The organism is Streptomyces viridifaciens (assembly GCF_001888885.2).
Taxonomy (GTDB): Bacteria; Actinomycetota; Actinomycetes; order Streptomycetales; family Streptomycetaceae; genus Kitasatospora; species Kitasatospora aureofaciens.
In genome coordinates this window covers 5,807,254-5,830,986 of record NZ_CP090841.1, presented here as the reverse complement: position 1 = coordinate 5,830,986, position 23,733 = coordinate 5,807,254, and the positions used below count along the sequence as shown (strand labels likewise).

Below are 23,733 nucleotides of genomic sequence, written 5' to 3'. Positions count from 1 at the left end.
CCTGCCCCGGCTACACCCGCGAGGCGACCAGCGAGCGCAGCAGTTCGAGATCGACCTGCTCGAGCGAGGGGACCACCAGCCGGCCGGGCGCCGCCTCGATCGGCGCCACCGAGGGCACCGCGATCACCGGGCAGCCGGCCGCCTCGCCCGCACGCACCCCGGTCGGGGTGTCCTCGACGACCACGCAGCGGCCCGGCTCCGCGCCCAGCCGGCAGGCCGCCGCCAGGTACGGGTCCGGGAACGGCTTGGTGCGCGGCACCTCGTCCCCGGCGATGCTGAAGGCGAAGTACTCGGCACCCAGCGAGCGCAGCACGATGTCGATCACGTGCCGGTGCGAGGCGGACACCAGCGCGGCCGGGACGCCGTGCGCGGCGAGGGTGTTGAGCAGTCGCTCGGCGCCCGGCATCAGCGGCACGCCGCCGGCCAGCAGGTCGACGAAGCGCTGGTTGACCAGCACCCCCAGGTCGGCCGGGGCGATGTCCACCCCGGTGCGGGCGACCAGGTAGTCCATCACCCGGGTCATCGGGCCGCCGACCACGTGCGCCCGGTCCTGCTCGTCCAGCTGGTGGCCCAGCTCGGCGAAGAGCGTGGCCTCGGCCTGCCACCAGAAGTCCTCGGTGTCCACCAGCGTCCCGTCCATGTCCAGCAGCACCGCCTGCAGGCCGCGGTCGTCCCCGTGGTCGAGTGCCAGGGCGGTGGTGGAGCTGGTGGTCATGGCGCGTCCTTCCGGCAGTGCCCCGCGGAGCGTCCTGGGACGCCGCCGGGGATGGCACAGGCCGGCCCGCTGGTGAGCGGACCGGCCCGTTCAGGATCATCAAGGATACGCCCGCTTCGCCCGGAAAGAGCGAACGGAGAAGGGCGTCCGAATTACCGGGCGTTGAAGTACTTCGCCTCCGGGTGGTGGATCACGATCGCGTCGGTGGACTGCTCCGGGTGCAGCTGGAACTCCTCGGAGAGCACCACGCCGATCCGCTCGGGCTTCAGCAGCTCGGCGATCTTGGCGCGGTCCTCCAGCTCGGGGCAGGCTCCGTAGCCGAGCGAGAAGCGGGCGCCCCGGTACTTGAGCGCGAACATGTCCTTGACGTCCTGCGGGTCCTCGCCGGAGAAGCCCAGCTCGTAGCGGACCCGGGCGTGCCAGAACTCGGCGAGCGCCTCGGCCAGCTGCACCGACAGGCCGTGCAGCTCCAGGTAGTCGCGGTAGGAGTTCCCGGCGAACAGCTCGTTGGCCGCCTCGGAGATCCGGTTGCCCATGGTGACCACCTGCAGGCCGACCACGTCCCGCTCGCCGGACTCCTCCGGGCGGAAGAAGTCCGCCAGGCAGAGCCGGCGGCCGCGCCGCTGGCGGGGGAAGGTGAAGCGGGTCCGCTCGGTGCCGTCCTCGTGGAAGACGATCAGGTCGTCGCCCTTGGAGTTGGCCGGGTAGTAGCCGTAGACCACGGCCGCCTCCAGCCAGCCCTCGGTCTGCAGCCGGTCCAGCCAGGCCCGCAGCCGCGGCTGGCCCTCGGTCTCCACCAGCTCCTCGTAGGACGGGCCGTCGCCGTTGCGTGCGGCCTTCAGGCCCCACTGGCCCTTGAACAGCGCGTCCTCGTCCAGCCAGGAGGCGTAGTCGGCGAACGGGATGCCCTTGACGATCCGGTCGCCCCAGAACGGCGGGGTGGGCAGCGCGTTGTCCAGCGCCACGTCGGAGCGGATCTGGCCGAGGTTGACCTCGGGCTCCGGCTCCTCCACCTCGACCCGGGCGTGCCGACGCTGCTTGAGCTCCGGCAGGGTCGCGCCGGGCACGCCGCGCTTGACCGCGATCAGGGCGTCCATCAGCCGCAGGCCCTCGAAGGCGTCCCGGGCGTAGCGGACCTCGCCCTCGTAGATCTCGTGCAGGTCCTGCTCGACGTAGGCGCGGGTCAGGGCGGCGCCGCCGAGGATCACCGGGTAGCTGGCGGCCAGCTTGCGCTGGTTCAGCTCCTCCAGGTTCTCCTTCATGATCACGGTGGACTTCACCAGCAGGCCTGACATGCCGATGACGTCCGCGTTGTGCTCCTGCGCGGCGTCCAGGATCGCCGAGACCGGCTGCTTGATGCCCAGGTTGACCACGTTGTAGCCGTTGTTGGACAGGATGATGTCGACCAGGTTCTTGCCGATGTCGTGGACGTCGCCCTTGACGGTGGCCAGCACGATGGTGCCCTTGCCCTCGCTCTCGGACTTCTCCATGTGCGGCTCCAGGTGGGCCACCGCGGTCTTCATCACCTCGGCGGACTGGAGCACGAACGGCAGCTGCATCTGGCCGGAGCCGAAGAGCTCGCCGACCACCTTCATGCCGGACAGCAGCGTGTCGTTGATGATCTCCAGCGCGGGGCGCTCGCCCAGCGCCTCGTCCAGGTCGGCCTCCAGGCCGCCCCGCTCGCCGTCGATGATCCGGCGCTGCAGCCTCTCCTCCAGCGGGAGCGCGGCCAGCTCCTGCGCCTTGGAGGCCTTGACCGAGGCGGTGGAGACGTTCTCGAACAGCTCCAGCAGGCGCTGCAGCGGGTCGTAGCCGTCCCGGCGGCGGTCGTACACCAGGTCGAGGGCGGCCTCGCGCTGGTCCTCGGGGATCCGGGAGATCGGCAGGATCTTGGAGGCGTGCACGATCGCCGAGTCCAGGCCGGCCTCCACGCACTCGTGCAGGAAGACCGAGTTGAGCACCACGCGGGCGGCCGGGTTGAGGCCGAAGGAGATGTTCGACAGGCCGAGGGTGGTCTGCACCCCCGGGTGGCGGCGCTTGAGCTCGCGGATCGCCTCGATCGTCTCGATGCCGTCCCGGCGGGACTCCTCCTGGCCGGTGGCCAGGGTGAAGGTGAGGCAGTCGACCAGGATCGAGCCCTCGTCGATGCCGTAGTCGGAGGTCAGCTCGGCGATCAGCCGCTCGGCGATCTCCACCTTCTTCTCGGCCGTACGGGCCTGGCCCTGCTCGTCGATGGTCAGCGCGATCAGGCCGGCGCCGTGCTCGCGGGCCAGCGACGCGATCCGGCCGAAGCGCGAGTCGGGGGCGTTGCCGTCCTCGTAGTTGACCGAGTTGAGCACCGCGCGGCCGCCGAGCGCCTCCAGGCCGGCCTGCAGCACCGGCGGTTCGGTGGAGTCCAGCACGATCGGCAGGGTGGAGGCGGTGGCCAGCCGGCCGGCGATCTCCTTCATGTCGGCGACGCCGTCGCGGCCGACGTAGTCCACGCACAGGTCCAGCAGGTGCGAGCCGTCCCGGATCTGGTCCCGGGCGATCTCCACGCAGGCCTGCCAGTCGCCGGCCAGCATCGACTCGCGGAACTTCTTCGAGCCGTTGGCGTTGGTGCGCTCGCCGATCGCCAGGTACGAGGTGTCCTGGCGGAACGGCACCGCCTGGTAGAGCGAGGCGGCCGAGGGCTCCGGCTGGGGGTCGCGCCGGGCGATCGGGCGGCCCTGGACCTTCTCCACCACCTGGCGCAGGTGCTCGGGCGTGGTGCCGCAGCAGCCGCCGACCAGCGAGAGCCCGTACTCGCGGGTGAACACGTCGTGCGCCTCGGCCAGTTCGGCCGGGGAGAGCGGGTAGTGGGCACCGTCCTTGCCGAGCACCGGCAGGCCCGCGTTCGGCATGCAGGACAGGCCGATCCTCGCGTTCTTGGCCAGGTAGCGCAGGTGCTCGCTCATCTCGGCCGGGCCGGTGGCGCAGTTGAGGCCGATGAAGTCGACGCCGAGCGGCTCCAGCGCGGTGAGCGCGGCGCCGATCTCGGAGCCGAGCAGCATGGTGCCGGTGGTCTCCACCGTCACCTGCACCAGCACCGGGAGGTCCAGCCCGGCCTCGGCCAGGGCGCGCTTGGAACCCAGGATCGCGGCCTTGGTCTGCAGCAGGTCCTGGCTGGTCTCCACCAGCAGCGCGTCGGCGCCACCGGCGATCAGGCCGGCCGCGTTCTGCTGGAAGCCGTCGCGCAGCGTCTCGTACGGGGCGTGGCCGAGGGTCGGCAGCTTGGTGCCGGGGCCGATCGAGCCGAGCACCCAGCGGGTGCGGCCGTCGGCGGCGTGGGCGTCGGCCACCTCGCGGGCGATCCGGGCGCCGGCCTCGGAGAGCTCGAAGATCCGCTCGGAGATGTCGTACTCGCCCAGCGCGGCGAAGTTGGCGCCGAAGGTGTTGGTCTCGACGCAGTCCACGCCCACCGCGAAGTAGGCCTCGTGCACGGAGCGGACGATGTCCGGCCGGGTGATGTTGAGGACCTCGTTGCAGCCCTCGAGGTCCTGGAAGTCCTCCAGCGTCGGGTCCTGCGCCTGGAGCATGGTGCCCATCGCACCGTCGGCGACCACCACCCGGGTGGCGAGTGCTTCGCGCAGCGCGTTCGCGCGGCTCTGCTGAGTGATGGACGGGTCGGCTGCAGTGGCCATGGGGCGTCTCCCTGGTGCGACGGCTGTCGGCTTTGCGAACCCGCTTCGTCGGGCCCGCACGCCGCCAGGGTATCCGGCCCACGGGCCGCTACGCGGGCCCATTCCGTATCCTGAGCGCTCGACCGCAAGGGGGGAGCAACCGCGTGGCCCGATTCAGGACCGCCGCGCGGCGCACGGGCGGGGCCGTGACGGCCCCGTTCCGGGCGCTGCGCGAGCGTTGGAGGGGATGGTCCCGGTGGCGGCGGGGGCTGCTGGCACTGGGGCTCGCGGCGGCCGTGCCGGTCGCCGCGCTGGGCACGGTGTTCGTGGAGATCCGACTGCACTACACGGGTGAACCCGCCTCCGGGGCCCGCACCCGCGGCAGGGACGCCGTCTGGCTCGGCCACGCCTGGGTGGACGGCCGCAAGACCGACGCGGACGTGGCGGCGCTGGCCGAGCAGCTGGCCGGCACCGGGGTACGCGACCTGTACGTCCACACCGGCCCGCTGGAGCACGACGGCTCGCTGCCGGCGTCCGTCCACCCGCGGGCCCGCTGGTTCACCGAGGCCGCCCACCGGGCGCTGCCCGGGGTGCGGGTGCAGGGCTGGCTGGGCGACGAGGTCAAGCCGGAGAAGGACGCCCTGGACCTGGACGACGCACCGACCCGGGACCGGGTCACCGCCTCCGCCCGCCAGGTGCTGGACCAGGGCTTCGACGGCGTGCACTTCGACATGGAGCCGATCCGCCCCGGCACGGCCGGGTGGCTCGCCCTGCTGGACGAGGTCCGCCCTGTGACGGCCGCGCGCGGCGCCGTGCTGTCGGTGGCGGCCGCGCAGATCGACCCCGTCCCCGGTCTGCACACCGCGGGCATCCTGCTCACCGACCACGGCAAGTGGTGGGACGAGGCGTACTTCCACGAGACCGCCCGCCGGGTCGACCAGGTCGCGGTGATGGCCTACGACACCTCGATGCCCACCGAGCCGCTGTACGGCGGCTACGTCGCCCAGCAGACCGAGCTGGCGCTGCGGGCGACCCCGCCGCAGGTCGACCTGCTGATCGGCCTGCCGTTCTTCTGGGACGACAAGTGGGGCCACTGGGGCGACGCGGAGACCGTCCCGGCGGCCGTCCGGGGAGTGCGGCTCGGCCTCGGCCGCCAGGGCCTGGGACGGGCCAACTTCGGCGTCGCCCTCTACGTGGACTTCGCCGCGACGCCGGAGAACTGGGCGGCGTACCGGCGCGGCTGGGTGGACCCGGCCTAAGCCGCCATCCGGTGCGCCAGGGCGCCGAGGTAGCGGTGGACGGTGGCGTCCTCGCCGGTCAGGTAGTGCGAGACGGCCCGGGACAGCGGCCTGCGGACCTCGCCGCGCTCGGTGACGGTCAGCGAGCAGCCGGGCCCGGCCGGGGTGAGCTGGTACGTCCAGGTGCCGCCGTACGGCAGGTCCGGGTCGGCGATGCCGGTCACCAGGCGGTGCGGGGCCTCGCTGGCGACCACCTCGTAGGTGGTGTGCCCGTGCCGGTCGTACTCGCGCCAGCGCAGGCGGCCGCCGGCCCCCGAGGGCAGCCGCTCGACGTGGGTGAGGCCGGGGCGCCAGGCCGGGTAGAGGTCGATGTCGGTGAGCACGTCCCAGACCGCGCCGGGCGGCTGGGCGAGCTCCAGCCCGCCCTCGGTCACGTGCTCCACCGGCAGCCTGCGCCCGGCGCGGTCCGCCGCCAGCAGCGCGGCCCCGGCCAGCGCCGCCGCGCCCGCACCCGCGAGGATCCACAGCCGTCGGTTCATCGGTCGGCCCCTTCCGCCCCGCTCACCATCATCGCGCCGCCGTGCCCGGGCGGCACGGTCGTGCGCCCGGTAGCCGGTCGGGCCCCGTGCGCCGCCGTCCGGGCGGGCTGCCGGGGGCGTCGGCCGTCACGGTGCGGATAACCGCTGGATCGGGGCGGCCCGCTCCCCCAGACTGTCCCGGTGCCCGGCCGCCTTGCGCATCAAAGCCCGTAGGCTGGGCAGGTAGGGACCATGGAGCGAGCCGTTCCATGGGAGACGAGAGGTTCGACAGGCGGGAGCCGGCCCGTCAGTGCCCCGGCGGCCAGCCGAGGCGGTGCCGGTCCGACCGCCGACCGGAGGGAGACGCTGGGTGATCGAGCTGGAAGATGTTCCCGAGTTGATCGACCCGGTGATGGTCTGCGCCTTCGAGGGGTGGAACGACGCGGGTGACGCCGCCTCCGCGGCTCTGGCGCACCTGGACGACACCTGGGGCGGCAAGGTGTTCGCCGCCCTGGACGCGGAGGACTACTACGACTTCCAGGTCAACCGGCCGACGATCTGGCTGGACGGCGGCATCCGCCGGATCACCTGGCCGACCACCAGGCTCTCGGTGGTCCGGGTGACGGAGCCGGTGACCAGGGACGTGGTGCTGGTGCGCGGCATCGAGCCGAGCATGCGCTGGCGCTCGTTCTGCAACGAGCTGCTCGGTTTCGCCCACGAGCTGGGCGTCGAGCTGGTGGTGATCCTGGGCGCGCTGCTCGGCGACACCCCGCACAGCCGCCCGGTGCCGGTCAGCGGAGTGACCTCCGACCCGGAGCTGGCCCGCCGGCTGGACCTGGAGGAGAGCCGTTACGAGGGCCCGACGGGGATCGTCGGGGTGCTGCAGGAGGCCTGCACCCACGCCGGGGTGCCGGCCGTGACGCTGTGGGCCGCGGTGCCGCACTACGTCGCGCAGCCGCCCAACCCCAAGGCCACGCTGGCACTCCTGAACAAGCTGGAGGACCTGCTGGACCTGCGCATCCCGCCGGGCGAGCTCGGCGAGGACGCCCGGGCCTGGCAGCTCGGCGTGGACCAGCTGGCCGCCGAGGACAGCGAGGTGGCCGAGTACGTCCAGCAGTTGGAGGAGGCGCAGGACACCGCGGAGCTGCCGGAGGCCTCCGGGGACGCGATCGCGCGCGAGTTCGAGCGCTACCTGCGCCGCCGGGAGAACGTCGGGCCGACCGGTGAGAAGCCGGTGTCCGGGCACGCGACGGCCGAGCGGCCGGCCGAGCCGGAGTCGCCGGGCACGACCCGCGAGAGCCAGGAGGGCGCCGAGGAGGAGTAGTCCTCCCTCCCCGCCGAACGCCGAAGGGGTGTCAGGACCGAGGTCCTGACACCCCTTCGGCGTCGTTGCGGGACGGGTGCCGGACTACAGCGCGACGCCGAGCAGGGCGTCCACCGTCCGGGTCACCAGGCCGGGCGCGCCGACGTCGGTGCCGCCCTCGCTCTGCTGCTGGGCGGCCCAGCGGTCGACGGCGGCCAGCGCGGCGGGCGCGTCCAGGTCGTTCGCCAGCGCCGCGCGGACCTCGGCGAGCAGCTGCTCGGCCGCCGGGCCGTCCGGCCGGGAGACCGCGGCCCGCCAGCGGGCGAGGCGCTCGACGGCCTCGTCCAGGACGGACTTGGTCCACTCCCAGTCCTCGCGGTAGTGGTGCGAGAGCAGCGCCAGGCGGATCGCCGCCGGGTCGACGCCGTCGCGGCGCAGGGCCGAGACGAAGACCAGGTTGCCGCGGGACTTGGACATTTTCTGGCCGTCCAGGCCGACCATGCCGGCGTGCACGTACGCCTTGGCGTACGGGTGGGCGCCGGTGGCGACCTGGGCGTGCGAGGCGCCCATCTCGTGGTGCGGGAAGGACAGGTCGCTGCCGCCGCCCTGGACGTCGAAGGTCATGCCCAGGTACTGCAGGGCGATGGCCACGCACTCGATGTGCCAGCCGGGGCGGCCGTGGCCGAGCTCGGTGTCCCAGGCGGGCTCGCCCGGGCGGGCGGCCAGCCAGAGCAGGGCGTCCAGCGGGTTGCGCTTGCCGGGCCGGTCCGGGTCGCCGCCGCGTTCGGCGAAGACCGGGCGCATGGCCTCGCGGGTGAGGCCGGAGACCTGGCCGAAGTTCGGGTCGGTGTCGACCGAGAAGTAGATGTCCTCGTCCACCTTGTACGCGGCGCCGGAGGCCAGCAGCTTCTGGACGATCGGGACGATCCACGGGATGGACTCGACGGCGCCGACGTAGTGGGCCGGCGGGAGCAGCCGCAGGGCGGTCATGTCCTCGCGGAACAGGGCCGTCTCGCGCTCCGCCAGGGCCACCCAGTCCTGGCCGGTCTCGACCGCGCGCTGCAGCAGCGGGTCGTCCACGTCGGTCACGTTCTGGATGTACAGGACGTCGTGGCCGGCGTCCTTCCAGACCCGCTGCACCAGGTCGAAGGCGTTGTACGTGGCGGCGTGGCCCATGTGGGTCGCGTCGTAGGGGGTGATGCCGCAGACGTAGATCCGGGCGGTGCCGTCCTGCGGCACGACCTCGCGGACCTTGCCCGCTGCGGTGTCGAAGATGTGGAGGGGGAGCCCCTGACCAGGCAGGGCGGGAACCTCGGAGGCGGGCCAGGCATGCATGGCATCGACTTTAACCTTGAGAACATTTGAAAGCCTAACCAGTCAACAAGATCGACTGAATTCTGATCCCGTCGTTGCCTGACTGCTTTCCGACTGATAGTGAGCGTTCGGGCGCGGGGGTGAGCGCCCGGTCGGCCCTGCCGCCGACCGGGCACCCGGCAATCGGCAGTTTCGACGCGATCGGCGCGCTCTCCCGCGCCAAGTAGCTGGGGCAGCGGGACCTGCAGGCGGTGCAACGGCAGGTCCGGCGCGGTTCTGGGGGTGGTCCGTCGCACGTCCATCGGAGCAGTGTGCGACCGATTCCGGCAACAGGTCCAGACCACCGGCCGGTAACCTCGCCGGGGCCCGGAACCGAACGGCCGCGCCCGTGCCCGGCCCGGCGCCCGGGCCCCGGGACCTACACCGGCGGCCAGGGGATCGCGGGCCAGTCCGCGGAGGGCAGCGGATGCCTGCCCGAGCTGCGCAGCGCGGCCACCCGGGCGCGGGTGGCGTCCAGTTCGGCGCCGGTCAGGTGCGGGGCGAGGCGCTCGGCCAGCTCCCCCTCCAGCTCCCGGGCCAGCCGGGACAGCACCTCCAGCGCCTCGGCGGGCAGCGGGTCCCCCGCCCAGCCCCAGAGCAGGGTGCGCAGCTTGCCCTCGGTGTTGAAGGTGACGCCGTGGTCGATGCCGTACACCCGGCCGTCGGCGGCGGGGATCAGGTGGCCGCCCTTGCGGTCGGCGTTGTTGAGCACCGCGTCCAGGACCGCGAGCCGGCGCAGCCGCCGGTCGTCGTGGTGCACCAGCAGCGCGGTGCGGCCGTCCTCGACCTCCGCCCGGACGATCGGCAGCCAGCCCGCCTCCGGGCCGTTCGGGTCCTGCAGCGCCAGCAGCGGCTCGGCCCGCGGGTCCGGCTCGACCCACAGCTGCAGCATGCCGGGCCCGTGCGGGCCCTCGCGCAGCACGGTGGGCGGGATCAGCTCCCAGCCGGTCGCCGCGGACAGCTCGTACGCGGCGACCTCGCGGCCGGCCAGGGTACCGTCCGGGAAGTCCCAGAGCGGGCGCTCGCCGGCCACCGGCTTGTAGACGGCCTGCGCGCTCAGCGAGCCGTGCTCGACGGTGCAGTACAGCGCCGCGTTGGAGGCCTCGGTGAGGCGGCCGTGCACGGTCAGCGCGCCCTGGCGCAGCAGCGCCAGGGCGGTCGGCGCATCGGCGGCGAGGGCGGCGGCCGCCGCCGGGTCGGCCTGCGGCGGGGTCTCGGTGTTCAGCGCCGGTAGCCGTTCGCGCGCGGGCACAGGTGGCCCTCCGGGTCCAGCGGCAGGTTGCAGAACGGGCAGGGCTTGCGGCCGGCCGCGACCAGGTCCAGCGCGCGCTTGGCGAACACCCGGGCCATCGCGCCGGTCAGCCGCACCCGCAGCATGTCCGGGCCGTCCTCGTCGTCCCGGAAGACCGCCTCCTCGCCGTCCTCCTCCTCGTCCTCCACCAGCGCCTGCGCCTCGACCACCAGGCAGGCGTCCACGCTGTCCCAGGCCAGGGCCATGGTGCCGACCCGGAACTCCTGCTCCAGCGGGAGGTCCAGCGGGGCGGTGTCGAGCAGGTCCTTGGGCGCGGCGGCCGGGATGGCGGCGTCGCCGCCGCTGCGCCGCAGCGCCTCGTCCAGGACCTCCTCGATCCGCTCGGCGAGGGCGGCCACCTGGTTCTTCTCCAGCAGCACGCTGGTGACCCGGCCACGGGCGCTGGCCTGCAGGTAGAACGCCCGGGCGCCGGGCTGGCCGACGGTGCCGGCCACGAACCGTTCGGGCTGGTCGTAGAAGAAGACCTGACGGGGCACGCTCTAGCTCCGGATCGTGTCGGTCGGTACGGATCCGCCACGCGGGACCGCGGGTTGTCCAACGGGCGGGGTCGTTCAACGGGCGGGTGGTCGAACTAGGAGGCACTCAGAACTACGGGACGCTCACCAGTCACCCTACGACCTCCGGGGCCCGGCCGGGGAGCCGAGCCGGAGGCCGCGGGCGGGTCGCACCGGTGGGCCCGGGCGGTGTCGCGGGCGGTTCAGGCGGTTCCGCCGACCACCGCGTCACCGGCCGGGGTGGCCGTGGCGGCGGAGGGCTTGGGCGCCAGCGAGGAGAGGTCGCCGGTGTCGCCCATCCTGAGTACGAAGGGCCGCTGCGGCGTGTAGCGGATCGCGGTGACCGAGCAGGGCTCGACGCTGATCCGCTGGAAGTGGTCCAGGTGCAGGCCGAGCGCGTCGGCCACCACCGCCTTGATCACGTCCCCGTGCGAGCAGGCGACCCAGACCGCGTCCTCGCCATGTTCGGCGGCGATCTTCGCGTTCCACTCGCGGACCGCGCCGACCGTGCGGTGGCTCAGCTCGCGAAGCGACTCGCCGCCCGGGAAGGCCGCGGCGGCGGCGTGGTCCTGCACCGTGCGCCAGAGCGGCTCCTTGGCCAGCTCGGCCAGCGGGCGGCCGGTCCACTCGCCGTAGTGGCACTCCCCCAGCCGTTCGTCCTCGGCCGGCGGGCCCAGCTCGGGGCGGACGGCGAGCAGCGGCTCCAGGGTCTGCCGGCAGCGCTCCAGCGGGCTGCTGACGGCCTGCGCCAGCGGGACCGCGGCCAGTCGGCCGGCCAGTGCGGCGGCCTGGGCGCGTCCGGTGTCGTCCAGGTCCACGCCGGGGGTCCAACCGGCCAGGATTCCGGCGGTGTTCGCGGTCGAGCGGCCGTGGCGGACGAGCAACAGGGTGGGCATGGGGCTCAGCCTACGGCCTGCGGGCACGGCGGTGGGGCACGGTTCCCGGTCGGACCGCCGCCGCGAGCACCGCTGCGGCTCAGGTCGTCGCGCAGGCCCGGCATCGTCCGGCGTTCCCGGGGAACAATGGCCCGCATGATCGTCCACTGCGCCGCGTACCAGGACGGCCGCCGGATCGGGGCCTCCGAAGATCTGACCGACGCGCTCACCACCGCCCGCCGGGCCGGCCCGGGTGCCTTCGTCTGGATGGGCCTCTTCGAGCCCACCACCGAGGAACTCGACCGGGTCGGCAAGGAGTTCGCACTGCACCCGCTGGCCGTCGAGGACGCCGTCAGCGCCCACCAGCGCCCCAAGGTCGAGGCCTACCAGGGCTCGCTGTTCGTCGCCCTCAAGACCCTCGGGCACCACCCCGAGACCCACGCCGTCACCAGCGGCGAGGTGATGGTCTTCCTCGGCCCCGACTTCGTGATGACCGTCCGCCACGGCACCGACAGCCCGCTCAGCGGCCTGCGGGCCCGACTGGAGCAGGAGCCCGAACTGCTGCGGTACGGGCCCAGCTCGGTGCTGCACTCGGTCTGCGACACCGTGGTGGACGGCTACGTGGAGGTGGCCGCCGCCCTGCAGGTCGACCTGGACGAGCTGGAGGCGGACGTCTTCGCCCCCGGCCGGGTCCACCGCGACGCCGCCGGCCGGATCTACGGCTGCAAGCGCCAGGTGATGACCGTCCGGCGCGCCGCCTCCCCACTGCTGGAGCCGATGCTGCGGCTGGAGCGCGGCGCCCCGTTCGTCCGCCCGGAGACCGCCCCCTACCTGCGGGACGTCGCCGACCACCTGGCCCGGGTGAACGACCAGGTCGACGGCATGGACCGGCTGCTGTCCGACATCCTCGGCGCCAACCTGGCGCAGGTGAGCGTGCAGCAGAACAACGACATGCGGAAGATCTCCGCCTGGGCGGCACTGGCCGCCGTACCGACCATGATCGCGGGCGTGTACGGGATGAACTTCGACGTCATGCCCGAGCTGCACGAGCCCTGGGGGTACCCGGCGGCGCTGTCGCTGATGGCGGTGGTCTGCATGGTGCTGCACCGGGTGTTCAAGCGGCACGACTGGCTGTAGTGCCGCCGGCTGTGGCGCCGCCCGCGTCCGGGTCGTAGGCGACGGGTTACGCGAGCCCGGCCCGCTCCAGCGCCTCGACGCCCGTGCGCAGCGCCTGGATCCGCTCGTCCAGGGTGAAGCCGGCCGGGGCCAGGGTGAGCGTGGTGACGCCCGCGTCGGCGTAGGCCTGCATCCGGTCGGCGATCCGGGCGGTGTCGCCGACCAGCGAGGTGGCGTCGATCAGGTCGTGCGGGACGGCGGCCGCGGCGCCCGCGTAGTCCTTGGCCAGGTACTTCTCCTGGACCTCGTCGGCGGCCTGCTCGTAGCCCATCCGCCGGGCGAGCTGGTTGTAGAAGTTCTTCTCCTTGCTGCCCATGCCGCCGATGTAGAGCGCGGCGTAGGACCGCTGGGAGTCGACACCGGCCTTGATGTCCTCGCCCACGGCAATGGTGACGGTCGGGCAGAGGTCGAAGTCGTCCAGGGACTTGCCGGCCTTGGCGCGCCCGGCCTTCAGCGGGTCGAGGGAGAGCGCGGCGTGCTCCGGGGCGAAGAAGATGCCGAGCCAGCCGTCGGCGATCTCGCCGGTCTGCTCCAGGTTCTTCGGGCCGATCGCGGCGATGTACAGCGGGATGTGCTCGCGCACCGGGTGCACGGTCAGCTTGATCGGCTTGCCCGGGCCGCCGGGCAGCGGCAGGGTCCAGTGCGCGCCCTCGTGCACCAGGCGCTCGCGGGACATCGCCTTGCGGATGATCTCCACGTACTCACGGGTGCGGGCGAGCGGCTTGTCGAACTTCACGCCGTACCAGCCCTCGGACACCTGCGGGCCGGAGACGCCGAGGCCGAGCCGGAAGCGGCCGCCGGAGAGGGTGTCCAGGGTCGCGGCGGTCATCGCGGTCATCGCCGGGGTGCGGGCCGGGATCTGGAAGATGGCCGAACCGACGTCGATCCGCTCGGTCCTGGCGGCGACGAAGCTCAGCACCGTCGCGGCGTCCGAGCCGTACGCCTCGGCCGCCCAGCAGACCGAGTAGCCGAGCCGGTCCGCCTCCTGGGCCACCGCGATGTTGTCGGCATCCATGCCGAGTCCCCAGTAGCCGAGGTTGATGCCGAGTCGCATGTGCCGAACCTTCCAGTCGGGTGGGCTTGGTGGTCGAGCGTAGTGCCGACCGCGCGGTCATGCTACTGACGGGTAGCGGTGGCCTGGGTCACAGCGGGCGCGGGCCAGGCGGGCCCGGGTCAGGAGGGCCCGGAGGCGAGCGGGCGACTGGCGAGTGAATGATCGTTCTGCGGGTCTCCGCCCCTGCCCGGGTACCGGCCGCTACGCTCAGCCGACGTGGGGAGCGCTCTTCCCACCTGCGCGTTTACAGGGCTACCGGCGCCACCGGCGCCGCCCGGCCAGTGGAGGGCCCGTCGGATGGAAAAGCGTCACCTCGGCCGTACCGGCCTGCAGGTCTCCCGCCTCGGTCTCGGCACCATGACCTGGGGCCGCGACACCGACGAGCACGAAGCCGCCGAGCAGCTCAAGGAGTTCGTCGACGCCGGCGGCAACCTGGTCGACACCGCCGACGTGTACGCCGACGGCGGCGCCGAGTACCTGATCTCCCGCCTCACCGACAGCCTGATCCCGCGCTCCGAAGTCGTCATCGCCACCAAGGCGGGCAGCGTCCCCGAGTCCGCCCGCCGCTTCGACGGCTCACGCGGCCACCTGCTCGCCGCCCTGGACGCCTCGCTGCGCCGGCTCGGCACCGACTACGTCGACCTGTGGCAGGTGCACGCGTTCGACCCCATGACGCCGGTCGAGGAGACCCTCAGCGCCCTCGACATCGCCGTCTCCTCCGGCCGCGCCCGCTACGCCGCGGTCTGCGACTTCAGCGGCTGGCAGCTCGCCAAGGCCGCCACCTGGCAGCGCGCCCACCACGCCCGGATGCCGCTGGCCGGGGCCCAGTGGGAGTACTCGCTGCTCCAGCGCGGCATCGAGCGCGAAGCACTGCCCGCCGCGCTGGACGCCGGGGTCGGGATCCTGGCCGGCTCACCGCTCGGGCGCGGGGTGCTCACGGGCAAGTACCGGCACGGGGTGCCCCAGGACTCGCGCGGCGCCTCGGCGTACCTGTCCGGATTCGTCCAGCCGTACCTCGGGGAGCGCTCCCGGCGGATCGTGGACGCCGTGGCCACCGCCGCCGACGGGCTGGCCAGCAGCCCGCTCGCGGTCGCGCTGGCCTGGGTCCGCGACCGGCCCGGGGTGGCCTGCGCGCTGGTCGGGGCCCGCACGGTGGCGCAGCTGCAGGCGGCGCTGTCAGTGGAGGCGCTTACGCTTCCGGATGAGATCCGCGGCGCGCTGGACGACATCTCGTCGCCGGTGCACCGCTACCCGGACCAGGGGTGGACGGAGCTGTAGCCCCGGACCGGGTCGTCGAGCAGAACGTGCAGTGCAGAACGTGCGGTGGAGTGAGCTTTGGAGCGGACGACGATGAGTGACACGGGGAACGGCGCTCCGGAGGCGACCCCCGGGGTCCGGCTGACCGCGGAGGAGAAGGCGGCGAAGTTCGCGGAGCTGGCGCAGCGGATCCGCGGCATGCAGCCAGAGGATGCCGCGGCGAGTGCCGCACGGGCGGGTGCCGCACGGGCGGAGGCCTCGATGGCGGAGGCTCCGGAGTCCGAGCCGGCGGTGCCGGCCGAACAGGCCGCTCCCCCGGTTCCCGCCCCGGCGGCCCCGGCGGCTCCGGCCGCTCCCTCCGCCCCGGCGGCTCCGGCCGCTCCCTCCACCCCGGTGCTGCGGCCCGCCGAGCCGAGCGCTGACGTGCTCCAGCGGACGGTCGCGGTGCTGTCCGCCGGTGGTGCCCCCGTCGAGCTGGCGGCCGCCGCGGTGGCCGCGTTCGGCGACGGCGCGGCCGAGCGGCTGCGCGAGGACCCGTGGGCGGTCCTCGGGCTGCCCGGCGTGCGCCCCGAGCACGCGGACCACTTCGCCCGCGGCCTGCTCGGTGCCTCGGTCGGCCCGGACGACCCCCGCCGGGCCCAGGCCCTGGTGGTCTGGGTGCTGGAGCAGGCGGCGCTGCGCGGGCACTCCGCCCAGGAGCTGTCCGAGGTGGCCGCCGGGCTCGAACGGCTCCGGATGCCCGAGCCGGCCGCCGCGATCGAGGAAGCCCTCGCGGACGGGCGGGTGCTGCCCTTCCAGGAGGAGCTGACCGGAGCCGAGGCGCACGCTTCGGCGGCCGGTGACGGGGACGAGGACGAGCCGCCGACGCGCACGCTGCTCGCGCTGGAGACGCTGGCGATGGCGGAGGTGAGCCTCGCCGAGAAGCTGCTCCAGCTGATGGCCTCCTTCGTGCCGGGCGAGGACGGCGGCGAGCAGGACGGCGACGAGCCATCGGCGGAGTCGGAGTCCGAGTCGGCGCCGGAGGGGCCTGCCGAGACCGCGCCCGTCTCCCCCGGTCCCGCCGCCTGGGAGGCCGCCGCCGAGGCGGCGCCGTCCTCCTCCGCGACCGCCCTGATCCGGGCCGTGGCCGGGAGCGCCCTGGTGCTGCACACCGGCGGCGAGGCGGCCCGCGCCGAGCCGGCCGCGCTGCTCGCCGCCGCCACGGGGCTCGGGCTGCGCGCCTGGGCCGCCACCTGGACCGACCAGGGCAAGGCGTCCTTCGCCGCCCTCGGCGAGGCCGGGAGCCCGGTGGTCACCCTCGCCGAGCTGCTGTCCGGGACGGCCGGCCCCGGCCGCGCGGCCGACGGCACGCTCGCCCTGGACCTCCTGATCGTGCTGGACGCGCCGCTGCTGGACGTCGAACTGGCCGCCACCGTGCTGGAGTCGCTCGCCGACGGCACCCGGCTGATGCTCAGCGGGGACCCGGGCCAGCTCTGGTCGGCCGGCCCCGGCCGGTTCTTCGCCGACCTGCTGGCCGCCAAGGTCTGCCCGGCGGTCGCCTCCCGCACCCCGGACTTCGGGCCGATCGGCGAGCTGGTCTCGGGGGTCGGCATCGGCGAGCTGCAGCCCGTCGAGGCACCGGACAAGGAGGTGGTCATCCTGACCGCCAAGGACGGCGGCGAGGCCGTCCACCGCGCCGTCCAGCTGCTCACCGACTCCATCCCGCGCGCGCTCGGCATCCCCGCCGAGCAGGTGGTGCTGCTCACCCCGGGCCACGGCGGCCCGGCCGGTACGCGGGCGCTGAACGCCGCCGCCAAGGCCCGGCTGAACCCCGGCCCCGGCCGGTTCGGCGGTTTCGACCCGGGCGACCGGGTGGTGGAGTCCCCCGTGCCCGGGGTCGTCCGCCCCGCCCGGGTGGTGGACGGCGACGCCGCCGGTCTGCATCTGGAGTACCCGGACGGCTCGCGCCGGACCGTCCTGCCCGCCGAGGCCGGGCGGCTGCGGCACGGCTGGGCGCTGACCGTCCACCAGTCGCTGGGCCGCCGTTGGCCCGCCGCGGTGGTCGTGGTGCCGGAGGACGCCGCTCCGGCGCTCTCCCGGCAGTGGGTCTACACCGCGTTCGGGCGCGGCGAGCGGCACCTGTCCGTGGTCCACACGGCGGGCCCGGCGCTCGTCCAGGCCGTCGCCGAGCGCCCGGCGCAACCGCGCACCACCCGGCTGCGGGCAATCCTCGCGGAGAACGCGGTCGACGCGGACTGACCCGGTGGCCCGCCCGTGGCCGGTCCGGCCGGCTGACGCGCGGAGGGCGGGCCCGGTGCTCCCGGGCCCGCCCTCCGCGCGTACGGGCGACGTCAGTCTTCGGGGTCCTCGTCGTCGTAGACCTCGCTCACGTCGAACCGGCAGATCAGCAGCTGCGGGTCGGCGTGCTCGAAGGGCTCCGGCAGCCACTCCCCCGGCTCGGTCGGCACGGCCGCCGCGACCCAGAGCGTCGAGTCCGCCTCCTCCAGGCCGAACTCCTCGCTGCGGGCGGCGATCTCGTCCGGTTCGTACTCGCCGAACAGCACGCCGAGCGCGGTGTTCACGCCGCCGGCGCCGCCCGGGGTCAGCGACTCGTCGAGCCGCTCGGCCTGCGCGCGCAGCCGCTTGGGGTCGACCACGTGGTAGTCGCGGCGGATCAGCACGCTGATCGCCTCGGGCTGCTCCGGGCCGTGGTAGCCGCCCGGTCCCTCGTCGCCGGGGATCTCGAAGGGAGTGACCTCGTCGTAGACCTCGTACAGGAGTTGGTCGTAGGCGATGGCCGCCGTCGCGAGCTGCTCGTAGGCAGCGGACACGGCGGGATCATCGGCTGCGTTGGGGCTTGACACCGCTTCCAGATGACGGTCGATGGCGGCCTTGACCGCCTCAGCGGCGGCGCGTACCTCGGCAATGGTGGGCTGCGCGGCATCAGACATGGTGCAGACGCTATCTCCCCACGGCGCCGGTACGCACAGCGGTTGTCACCTACACCCGCGATTTCACCGCAACTTCCCCCCTGATGTCCGATTCAGGGGTTTCTGTCCACCGGCAGAACCGGCGCGGTCGGGCGCGAAGGGCGCGCAGCCGGTTCTGCCGGGGCCGTCCGGGTGCGGCTGTGCGCGCCGGTATCGGGATATCCACTCCACAACCGCAACAGAACTGATGGACTGTCAGATAAGAGCCCGGGGAGAGCCGTCGGACCGTCGCAGCGGGACGGGAGGACGGCCGGAAATACCCGGGCCGACTGTCCGCGGCAGGCCGTAGGCTTGCGTGCAGGTGATCCTCAGGAGGAGCGTTTTGACCCCACCGAAGCCGGTCCGGCAACCGGAGTACGAGTACCAGTCGCTGCGCATGCCGCGCGGGACCACGCGCAACGCGGCACGCCAACTGCTCACCGAGCACGCCGAGTACGGGCACTGGGAGCTCGACCGGCTGAGGCTGTTCCCCGACGGGAGCCGGACGGTCCGGCTGAAGCGGCGGATCATCCGGCAGGTCCGGAGCTGGTGACGGACGGCGTCCGGTCCGCCCCGGGGGGATGCGCGCCGGGCTTTCACGCACCCGCGGCCGCCCGTGGTTCTACGGGCGGCCGCGGGTGCGTCGTTCCGTCGGCGGGTGCTTCGCTCCACCAGCGGGTTGCCGCTGAGCGGTCGGGGTGCTCAGCGGGCGGAGGGGCTCAGTCCGCCGAGTGACTCAGCGGGCGCCGACGCGGGCGCGGCGGTAGAGCACGCCGCCGCCGACCAGCAGCGCGAGCCCGGCGGCGCCGAGTGCCTCGACTCCGCCGGCGCCGGTGTGGGCCAGCTGATCGCCCGTGGCGACGCTCTGCGCGGCGGGGGTGGCCGGGGCGCTGGTGCGGGCGGCGGCCGGGACGGCCGGGGTGCTCGGGGTGGCGCTGGTGGACAGGCCGCCGTTGCGCGGGCCGCCCGGGCCGGTGTCGCCGCCGGACGCCGGCGGGGTGGAGGGGGTGTGGCCCTCGGGGATGTCGTCGGTCGGCTTCGGGGCGGGGTGGGTCACGTTGCCGCACTCGTTGCCGAAGGCCGGGTTGGCGACGCCGACCACGTCCACGGAGTTGCCGCAGGCGTTCACCGGGACGTGCACCGGGGCCTGGACGCTGTTGCCGGAGACCACCCCGGGCGAGCCGACGGCGGCACCGCTGGCGGAGGCACCCGAGGCGGAGGAGCCGCGGCTCGCCCCGGCGCCGGAGCTGTCGCTTCCGCCGGAGTGACCGGTCTGACCGGTCTGACCGGTCTGACCGGGCTTCGAGACGGCGTGCCGGCCGCCGCTGACATTGGCGCAGCGGTTGCCGAACGCCGGGTTCAACGCGCCGACCACGTCGACGGTGTTGCCGCAGGCGTTGATCGGCACTTCGACGGGCACCTGGACCGAGTTCCCGGAGGCGACGCCCGGCGATCCCGCCGCACTCCCCTGCGCCTCGGCGGCCGCGTAGGCGTAGCCGGCGGTGGAGGCCAGCACGCTGCCGGTGGCCACGGCAGTGAGGATCCCCTTCTTGGTGACGTTCCTCATGATTTCCCCTGACGTTTCGAGACGGCTTGTGCGACCTTGACGTGAACCTTACGAAAATCGGAATTTCTGTATATGCGGCAATCACGCAAGGTCTTAGACTGCACAGGAGTTAACGAGAGGCGAACGGCGGAGTTGGGCCGAACGAAGCGGCTTCACCCGATCGAGCGATCGGGGCCTCGGGGCCTTGCCGCGCCACGCGGCGGGACCGCACGAAGGCCCCCGGTTGACGGCGCGCGCACGAAGGCCCCCGTGCGGCGCGTCCGCCGCCCGGGGGCCGTGCTGAATCGGGCTCAACGGGCCCCGAGGGCCCGGAGGTTGACTCAGACGTTGGCGCAGTGGTTGCCGAACGCCGGGTTGATCAGACCGATCACGCTGACGGTGTTGCCGCAAACGTTGACCGGCACGTGAACCGGGATCTGGACCTGGTTGCCCGAAACGACGCCCGGGGAGCCCGCGGCCACACCCTCGGCACCGGCACCGCCGTGAGCGGACGCGACACCGGCGGCGGCGAGCACCAGGCCACCCGTGGCGGCGGCGACAGCGGCGATCTTCTTGACCTTCATCATTCCTCCTGTATGGACAACGCAACCCGTTCGGCGGGCTGCACAGGAATGAACGACGCTGCGGCGAACGGGGTACGGAACAGATTTCCCATTCACCCGCAACGGTGACGCTTCGCACAGATAAGCGGCGCAAAATTGCGGGCAGAATCGTTTCTGTTGATCTCTTTCCACCCGTCCCACAATCATGCGCTCGGACAATGCGCTCGGCCCGCCCCCGGCCGCCCGGGAGCGGGCCGACCCAGTCGCCTGATCAGCAGGCGCGACGGAATCGCGGGGCGCTCAGCAGGCGTCGATGAAACGGTCCAGCACCCGGACGCCGAACTTCAGCCCGTCCACCGGCACCCGCTCGTCCACGCCGTGGAACATCCCGGCGAAGTCCAGCTCCGGCGGCAGCTGCAGCGGCGCGAAGCCGAAGCAGCGGATGCCGAGGTCCTGGAAGGACTTGGCGTCCGTCCCGCCCGACAGGCAGTACGGCACCGCGCGGGCGATCGGGTCCTCCGCCCGCAGGGCGGTCTGCATCGCCTCGACCAGCGAGCCGTCGAAGCCGGTCTCGATCGCCCGGTCCGAGTGCAGGCTCTCCCGCTTCACGCGCGGGCCGAGCACGCTGTCCAACTCAGCCAGGAACTCCTCCTCGTAGCCGGGCAGGAAGCGCCCGTCCACGTGCGCGGTGGCCTGGCCGGGGATCACGTTCACCTTGTAGCCGGCGCCGAGCATGGTCGGCTGGGCGGTGTTGCGCAGCGTGGTGCCGATCATCTTGGCGATACCGCCGAGGACGCGGAGCGTCTCGTCCATGTTCTCCGGGTCCAGCTCGACGCCGAGCGCGTCGGACAGCTCGTCCAGGAAGGCCCGGACGGTCTTGGTGATCCGCAGCGGGAACTTGTGCCGACCGAGCCGGGCGACCGCCTCGCACAGCTCGGTGATCGCGTTGTCGTCGTTCTCCATCGAGCCGTGCCCGGCCCGGCCCTCGACCGTCAGGCGCATCCAGTGCATGCCCTTCTCGGCCGTCTCCACCAGGTAGAGCCGCACCTGGTCGTTGACCGTGAAGGAGAAGCCGCCGACCTCGCCGATGCCCTCGGTCACGCCCTCGAACAGCTCGGGGTGCTTGTCCACCAGGAAGCGCGCGCCGTACGTGCCACCCGCCTCCTCGTCGGCGAGGAAGGCCAGCACCAGGTCGCGCGGGGGCTTGCGGCCGGTGCGCAGCCGGTCGCGGACGACCGCGAGGGTCATCGCGTCCATGTCCTTCATGTCGACCGCGCCGCGCCCCCAGACGCAGCCGTCGGCGATCTCGCCGCCGAAGGGGTCGTACGTCCAGTCCGCGGCGTTGGCCGGCACCACGTCGGTGTGGCCGTGGATCAGCAGGCCCGGGCGGGACCGGTCCTCGCCCTCGATCCGGATCACGGTCGAGGCTCGGCCCTTGGCCGACTCGAAGATCTGCGGCTCCACCCCGAACTCGGCGAGCTGTTCGGCCACATACTCGGCCGCCCTGCGCTCGCCCGGGCCGGAGCCGTCGCCGTAGTTGCTGGTGTCGATCCGGATCAGATCGCGACAGATCTCCGCGACCTCCGACTCAGCCGTCACCTTCGGCGCCGCCGACTCGCTCCGCTCGCTCACGGTCACTCCTCGTCTTGGGCCCGCACCGACGCACCAGCGCGCCACCCCCAGGCTCTGCACCCGGGCCGTACGAGCACGTCCGCCCATCCTCCCCCAGCGCCCGATCCCGATCCACCCCCCGTACCGCCCCGAAACCCGCTGGTCACGCCCCCGCCACAGGCCGGGCCCTGCTCCCGCCACCGGCCCGGCCACCCGGTCCGGAGCCGTTTTGGGAGCCCAAGCCGATCTTTGCTACAGTTACATCTGTCAGCGCGACGGACGAGAGATCGGAAGCCGCGAGGGCGACACCCGGTCCGGGTGGCGGAATGGCAGACGCGCTAGCTTGAGGTGCTAGTGCCCTTTATCGGGCGTGGGGGTTCAAGTCCCCCCTCGGACACCAGCTAAGGCCCCAGTTGATCTGGGGCCTTCTGCGTTTCCCGGGGCCCGGGGGTTCAGCTGCGGGCCGGCTCGGCGGGCTCGGTGTTCTGGTTCACCCGGAAGACGTTGGCGGGGTCGCACTTCGCCTCCAGTTCGGACAGGCGCCGGTGAGCGATTCCGGCAGCGCGCCGAATCGACGAGCAGACGCACGAGTTCGGCATCGGAGAGCCCCGCCGCGCGGTGCGGCGGGTGCGGCAGGCGGGGTGCCGGATAGGCCCCGAGCAGCAGCCGCTCGGGCAGTCGGCGGCCCTGCTCGGTTCTGCACAGGGTGAGCCGATGGGCGAGCAGCGCACCCATGCTGTGCCCGTAGAGGAGATAGGGGCGGTCGAGCGGCGGGCCGAGGTCGCGCGCCAGGGCGGCGACCAGGCTCGACAGGTCGGCCCGGCAGTGGCCGCCGGTGGCGTCCCGGCCGGGGAGCCGGACCGGGACGTCCCTCGCCCGCTCCCCCGGGGCGCGCTGCCGGCCGGTGAAGAAGGCCGTACTGCCTCCGGCCGGGTGCAGCCCCGGCAGGGCGATCGGGGCGTCGTCGGGTCCGGGCTCCGCCGTGGCCGGGTGTGCGACCGGGGACCGGCCCCGGTTGCACACCCCGGGCGCCGTCGCCTCGCGGCCCGGGCGGTGGCCCGGGCGGTCAGGCCGCCGGAGCATCGGCCCGCCCCGCTCCGTGCGAGCGCGCCGAGGAGGCGACCGCGCCCGCCGCCGAGGACCAGCCCTCGGGGGCGAGGTCCGGCCTGGCGGTCTCCACCAGCCGCGCGAACTCCTGCCAGGCGGCGGCGCATTCCAGGGCCAGCTGGGAGACCCGCCCGGCGCAGTGCGGCGGGACGCTGCGCACCAGCTGGTCCCGCTGCTCGGCCGGGGGCAGGCTGCTGGTCAGCATCCGCAGCAGGTGCCGGCCGCTCTCGGTCAGCCGGAGGGCGGGGTCGCTCATCAGCCGTTCCATGGTGCGGGCAAGGTCCGGGCCCGCCTGCTGCGAGGCGGGGGCGCGGCGCCCGGCGGGGACGGGAGCCTCGCCGCGCCGCAGCCGCTCCCGGACGTCCCGGACCGTCCCCGGGGAGATGCCCGCCTCGTCGGCGATCGCCCGCAGCGAGGCCCGGGGGTTGGCGGCGATCAGCTCGCTCGCGCGCAGCCGGCCGGTCGCGCTGTCCAGCGGCCGGGCGCGCCCGTCGCGGCCGATCCGGGTCGCCGGGTGCGGGATCGCCCCGCCCATCTCCCGCCGCAGCGCCCGTACGGTCTTGGTGGACAGGCCGGTGACCTCGGCGATCATGCGGTCCGCCCAGTCGGCGTGGGAGCCGAGGATCCGGCCGGCCGCCGCCGTCCGCTCGGCCCGGGAGAGCGGCAGGCCGTGCCGGGTGTTGCTCTGGACCGAGAGCACGAAGGCGTCACGCTCCAGGCCCTCGAAGAAGCGGACGGGGATGTCGGGTCTTCCCTCGGCGGCGGCCACGCGCAGCCGGTGCATGCCGTCGATCACCCGCATGGTCGAACGGTGGACGATGATCGGCGGCAGGTCGCGGCCGAGTTCGGCCAGCGTCCTCAGGTGCTCCGGGTCCTCGCCGCGGGCGCGCGGCGAGTCGGCCGGCAGCAGTGCGGCGACCGGGACGGTCACCACCTCGGACAGGGCCGGGGCCCATTCCGGGGACGGCGTGCGGAGTGCCGGGTTCTCCTCGGCTCGGACGGTTGCGGTCTCTTGCTTCACG

General features: G+C 73.6%; 20 protein-coding genes and 1 tRNA gene. 7 read left to right on the top strand and 14 right to left on the bottom strand.

Features of this window, described 5'->3' with window-relative positions:
• Positions 1 to 10: 10 nt before the first annotated feature.
• Both BOQ63_RS33415 and metH read right to left on the bottom strand, forming a co-directional pair.
• Entirely contained in the window at positions 11 to 715 is a 705-nt protein-coding gene (locus BOQ63_RS33415) for an HAD family hydrolase (RefSeq protein ID WP_030286104.1), read from the bottom strand.
• 152 nt (positions 716 to 867) lie between these two features.
• Entirely contained in the window at positions 868 to 4,377 is a 3,510-nt protein-coding gene (gene metH / locus BOQ63_RS33410; protein ID WP_072655480.1) for a methionine synthase, read from the bottom strand.
• Positions 4,378 to 4,520: 143 nt separating this feature from the next.
• Between metH and BOQ63_RS33405 the strand changes: the two genes are divergently transcribed.
• Positions 4,521 to 5,615: a glycoside hydrolase family 18 protein gene (locus BOQ63_RS33405; RefSeq protein ID WP_197698006.1), complete on the top strand. Its 1,095-nt coding sequence runs from the start codon at positions 4,521 to 4,523 to the stop codon at positions 5,613 to 5,615.
• On the opposite strand, the gene BOQ63_RS33400 is transcribed toward BOQ63_RS33405, so the two are convergent.
• A complete protein-coding gene (locus BOQ63_RS33400; protein WP_030556837.1) occupies positions 5,612 to 6,133 on the bottom strand; it encodes an SRPBCC family protein in 522 nt (173 codons plus the stop codon). The two genes, BOQ63_RS33405 and BOQ63_RS33400, sit on opposite strands and share 4 nt — an antisense overlap.
• A gap of 349 nt (positions 6,134 to 6,482) precedes the next feature.
• On the opposite strand from BOQ63_RS33400, the gene BOQ63_RS33395 reads away from it, so the two are divergent.
• Entirely contained in the window at positions 6,483 to 7,436 is a 954-nt protein-coding gene (locus BOQ63_RS33395; RefSeq protein WP_033350855.1) for a PAC2 family protein, read from the top strand.
• An 84-nt stretch (positions 7,437 to 7,520) separates the two neighbouring features.
• Here the strand turns inward: BOQ63_RS33395 and mshC are convergent, their stop codons facing one another.
• The 4 genes from mshC to BOQ63_RS33375 form a co-directional block, all read right to left on the bottom strand.
• Complete coding sequence (mshC, locus tag BOQ63_RS33390) at positions 7,521 to 8,750, bottom strand: cysteine--1-D-myo-inosityl 2-amino-2-deoxy-alpha-D-glucopyranoside ligase (RefSeq protein WP_072655478.1); 1,230 nt, start codon at positions 8,748 to 8,750, stop codon at positions 7,521 to 7,523.
• A gap of 397 nt (positions 8,751 to 9,147) precedes the next feature.
• Entirely contained in the window at positions 9,148 to 9,993 is an 846-nt protein-coding gene (locus BOQ63_RS33385; protein WP_370863286.1) for an SCO1664 family protein, read from the bottom strand.
• On the bottom strand, positions 9,990 to 10,556 hold the full coding sequence (locus BOQ63_RS33380) for a DUF3090 domain-containing protein (RefSeq protein WP_030556841.1): 567 nt from the start codon (positions 10,554 to 10,556) through the stop codon (positions 9,990 to 9,992). Before BOQ63_RS33380 ends, BOQ63_RS33385 begins: the two co-directional genes overlap by 4 nt.
• Before the next feature lie 221 nt (positions 10,557 to 10,777).
• Complete coding sequence (locus BOQ63_RS33375; RefSeq protein ID WP_030286087.1) at positions 10,778 to 11,470, bottom strand: MSMEG_4193 family putative phosphomutase; 693 nt, start codon at positions 11,468 to 11,470, stop codon at positions 10,778 to 10,780.
• A 126-nt stretch (positions 11,471 to 11,596) separates the two neighbouring features.
• Between BOQ63_RS33375 and BOQ63_RS33370 the strand changes: the two genes are divergently transcribed.
• Positions 11,597 to 12,586: a magnesium and cobalt transport protein CorA gene (locus tag BOQ63_RS33370; protein ID WP_030286085.1), complete on the top strand. Its 990-nt coding sequence runs from the start codon at positions 11,597 to 11,599 to the stop codon at positions 12,584 to 12,586.
• 46 nt (positions 12,587 to 12,632) lie between these two features.
• On the opposite strand, the gene BOQ63_RS33365 is transcribed toward BOQ63_RS33370, so the two are convergent.
• Positions 12,633 to 13,679, bottom strand: coding sequence for an LLM class F420-dependent oxidoreductase (locus BOQ63_RS33365; protein WP_030556842.1), 1,047 nt, complete (start codon positions 13,677 to 13,679; stop codon positions 12,633 to 12,635).
• Positions 13,680 to 13,976: 297 nt separating this feature from the next.
• Here BOQ63_RS33365 and BOQ63_RS33360 point away from each other — a divergent pair, with 297 nt between their 5' ends.
• Together BOQ63_RS33360 and BOQ63_RS33355 are read left to right on the top strand one after the other, a co-directional pair.
• The gene (locus BOQ63_RS33360) at positions 13,977 to 14,957 is read left to right on the top strand and encodes an aldo/keto reductase (protein ID WP_030286081.1); all 981 of its coding nucleotides are present in this window, start codon (positions 13,977 to 13,979) and stop codon (positions 14,955 to 14,957) included.
• A gap of 72 nt (positions 14,958 to 15,029) precedes the next feature.
• Positions 15,030 to 17,174, top strand: a complete 2,145-nt coding sequence (locus tag BOQ63_RS33355) for a helix-hairpin-helix domain-containing protein (RefSeq protein ID WP_150476210.1) — start codon at positions 15,030 to 15,032, stop codon at positions 17,172 to 17,174.
• A 92-nt stretch (positions 17,175 to 17,266) separates the two neighbouring features.
• Here the strand turns inward: BOQ63_RS33355 and BOQ63_RS33350 are convergent, their stop codons facing one another.
• Positions 17,267 to 17,866, bottom strand: a complete 600-nt coding sequence (locus BOQ63_RS33350) for a hypothetical protein (protein ID WP_030286077.1) — start codon at positions 17,864 to 17,866, stop codon at positions 17,267 to 17,269.
• A 361-nt stretch (positions 17,867 to 18,227) separates the two neighbouring features.
• On the opposite strand from BOQ63_RS33350, the gene BOQ63_RS33345 reads away from it, so the two are divergent.
• A complete protein-coding gene (locus tag BOQ63_RS33345; RefSeq protein WP_033350848.1) occupies positions 18,228 to 18,437 on the top strand; it encodes a DUF5703 family protein in 210 nt (69 codons plus the stop codon).
• A gap of 183 nt (positions 18,438 to 18,620) precedes the next feature.
• On the opposite strand, the gene BOQ63_RS33340 is transcribed toward BOQ63_RS33345, so the two are convergent.
• The 3 genes from BOQ63_RS33340 to BOQ63_RS33330 form a co-directional block, all read right to left on the bottom strand.
• Complete coding sequence (locus BOQ63_RS33340) at positions 18,621 to 19,451, bottom strand: chaplin (protein ID WP_030286075.1); 831 nt, start codon at positions 19,449 to 19,451, stop codon at positions 18,621 to 18,623.
• A gap of 320 nt (positions 19,452 to 19,771) precedes the next feature.
• The gene (locus tag BOQ63_RS33335) at positions 19,772 to 20,014 is read right to left on the bottom strand and encodes a chaplin (RefSeq protein ID WP_033350846.1); all 243 of its coding nucleotides are present in this window, start codon (positions 20,012 to 20,014) and stop codon (positions 19,772 to 19,774) included.
• Between the two features lie 279 nt (positions 20,015 to 20,293).
• Entirely contained in the window at positions 20,294 to 21,625 is a 1,332-nt protein-coding gene (locus tag BOQ63_RS33330) for a M20/M25/M40 family metallo-hydrolase (RefSeq protein ID WP_030286071.1), read from the bottom strand.
• Positions 21,626 to 21,916: 291 nt separating this feature from the next.
• On the opposite strand from BOQ63_RS33330, the gene BOQ63_RS33325 reads away from it, so the two are divergent.
• Positions 21,917 to 22,004: transfer RNA gene (locus BOQ63_RS33325), tRNA-Leu, on the top strand.
• On the opposite strand, the gene BOQ63_RS33320 is transcribed toward BOQ63_RS33325, so the two are convergent.
• Entirely contained in the window at positions 21,983 to 22,687 is a 705-nt protein-coding gene (locus BOQ63_RS33320) for a thioesterase II family protein (RefSeq protein ID WP_150476209.1), read from the bottom strand. The genes BOQ63_RS33325 and BOQ63_RS33320 overlap by 22 nt on opposite strands.
• A complete protein-coding gene (locus BOQ63_RS33315) occupies positions 22,671 to 23,732 on the bottom strand; it encodes a ParB/RepB/Spo0J family partition protein (RefSeq protein WP_223886111.1) in 1,062 nt (353 codons plus the stop codon). Before BOQ63_RS33315 ends, BOQ63_RS33320 begins: the two co-directional genes overlap by 17 nt.
• Position 23,733: the final 1 nt, after the last annotated feature.

Bases quoted from the DNA above. Each gene is read 5' to 3' on its own strand.
- BOQ63_RS33340 (WP_030286075.1), bottom strand. From the start codon at position 19,451: ATGAGGAACGTCACCAAGAAGGGGATCCTCACTGCCGTGGCCACCGGC.
- BOQ63_RS33370 (WP_030286085.1), top strand. From the start codon at position 11,597: ATGGCCCGCATGATCGTCCACTGCGCCGCGTACCAGGACGGCCGCCGG.
- BOQ63_RS33415 (WP_030286104.1), bottom strand. From the start codon at position 715: ATGACCACCAGCTCCACCACCGCCCTGGCACTCGACCACGGGGACGAC.
- BOQ63_RS33375 (WP_030286087.1), bottom strand. From the start codon at position 11,470: ATGCCCACCCTGTTGCTCGTCCGCCACGGCCGCTCGACCGCGAACACC.
- BOQ63_RS33355 (WP_150476210.1), top strand. From the start codon at position 15,030: ATGAGTGACACGGGGAACGGCGCTCCGGAGGCGACCCCCGGGGTCCGG.
- BOQ63_RS33365 (WP_030556842.1), bottom strand. From the start codon at position 13,679: ATGCGACTCGGCATCAACCTCGGCTACTGGGGACTCGGCATGGATGCC.
- BOQ63_RS33335 (WP_033350846.1), bottom strand. From the start codon at position 20,014: ATGAAGGTCAAGAAGATCGCCGCTGTCGCCGCCGCCACGGGTGGCCTG.
- BOQ63_RS33400 (WP_030556837.1), bottom strand. From the start codon at position 6,133: ATGAACCGACGGCTGTGGATCCTCGCGGGTGCGGGCGCGGCGGCGCTG.
- metH (WP_072655480.1), bottom strand. From the start codon at position 4,377: ATGGCCACTGCAGCCGACCCGTCCATCACTCAGCAGAGCCGCGCGAAC.
- BOQ63_RS33360 (WP_030286081.1), top strand. From the start codon at position 13,977: ATGGAAAAGCGTCACCTCGGCCGTACCGGCCTGCAGGTCTCCCGCCTC.
- BOQ63_RS33320 (WP_150476209.1), bottom strand. From the start codon at position 22,687: ATGCTCCGGCGGCCTGACCGCCCGGGCCACCGCCCGGGCCGCGAGGCG.
- mshC (WP_072655478.1), bottom strand. From the start codon at position 8,750: ATGCATGCCTGGCCCGCCTCCGAGGTTCCCGCCCTGCCTGGTCAGGGG.
- BOQ63_RS33350 (WP_030286077.1), bottom strand. From the start codon at position 17,866: ATGTCTGATGCCGCGCAGCCCACCATTGCCGAGGTACGCGCCGCCGCT.